Here is a 1,146-nt window from a genome sequence, read left to right as displayed (position 1 = left end):
GTACAGTGGTGTGAGAGGTTCTCCCCGTCGGCTTAGCTGGCGGGGCAACCTACTCGATTACCAGCAGTAATTCTTCTGTCCGTTAAATATGCCATCCGTAATATGCTTTAATTCCGTCAGCAAGAAGTTTCCCTGCTGCACCAATTCCTATTGCCCAAGAACCGTCCAAGCATTTTCCAACCATTTTAGAAATCCAACCATTTGTCTTACTACCTAAAGTTTTCTTTTCAGTGTCTGGAGTTTCGTTTTCGACAATATTTTTGAGTTCAGAAATATCTTCGTCTGAAACGTTGTTTCGTTTTAAGAGGTCAGATAAGTCGTCAAAATTGCCTTGTTTAATTTGAATGGTTTTAACTTGATTATGGTCGCCAACAATAATTGTAGCATTGTCACCAAAGGTTGTGTGTGAAATACCTCCGAGGTTTTGATTTTTTTCCATTATTATTTTTGTTTTACCTATAAAGTCCTTTAGTCTTGAAGCAATGTTCGAAATGTCAAGTAAGTTAACTGCCATATCTCTCGTGTCTCCATAAATATCTTCAACTAATACAAAGTCAGGATTTCCATATTCTTTTCCGTTGTATCGTTGATGCCAAATAGTTCCAATTGATGAGTTAATTTCATCAGCAACCGTTGCAATTCTCTCCAACCTTTTACAATGATGTTCTCTGACTTCAATCTGAATCTCTTGAGCGATTTCGCTGAGTTCTTCGTTCGTTGTTTTAAAGTGCTTTAGACTATATCCAATAATTTGAGCAAAGTCAGATGAAACCTTTTTGTCCCAATAGCCACTTGCTTTTACTTTTTCAATATTTGCACTTATTCCGTTTATAAAGTCGGTTACAGTCGTCTGCTCCTTTTGTAAATCGGTAATGATGTCGTTAAATGATTGGTGTGAATAATCAGTCATTCCACCTACTAATCCTTTTGCCATATTTTGTCGGTATTTGTCGTGCACTTATTATTGCTGGTAACGGTTTGCGGCTTGGCGAAGGTGGCGATTTTTACCACAAAACTTGATTTGAAAAACTAAACTTTGATTAACCACAAAACTGTTTGCGGAGCACTGAACCGCCACTTTTGCCAAACCGCTGTGTGTGCCTTGAATGGTAAATATAGTAAAAGTTCTTTAAACGGAAGCGTTTT

Annotated in this window: 1 protein-coding gene; it reads right to left on the bottom strand. The window is 37.7% G+C overall.

Annotated features, from left to right (window positions below; genetic code table 11):
- Positions 1–82 precede the first annotated feature (82 nt).
- On the bottom strand, positions 83–934 hold the full coding sequence (locus BLS65_RS17805) for a hypothetical protein (protein ID WP_092441129.1): 852 nt from the start codon (positions 932–934) through the stop codon (positions 83–85).
- Between the last annotated feature and the right edge of the window lie 212 nt (positions 935–1,146).

The organism is Williamwhitmania taraxaci, assembly GCF_900096565.1.
In the GTDB taxonomy this organism is placed as follows: domain Bacteria; phylum Bacteroidota; class Bacteroidia; order Bacteroidales; family Williamwhitmaniaceae; genus Williamwhitmania; species Williamwhitmania taraxaci.
This window is presented reverse-complemented; position numbering and strand designations above follow the sequence as displayed.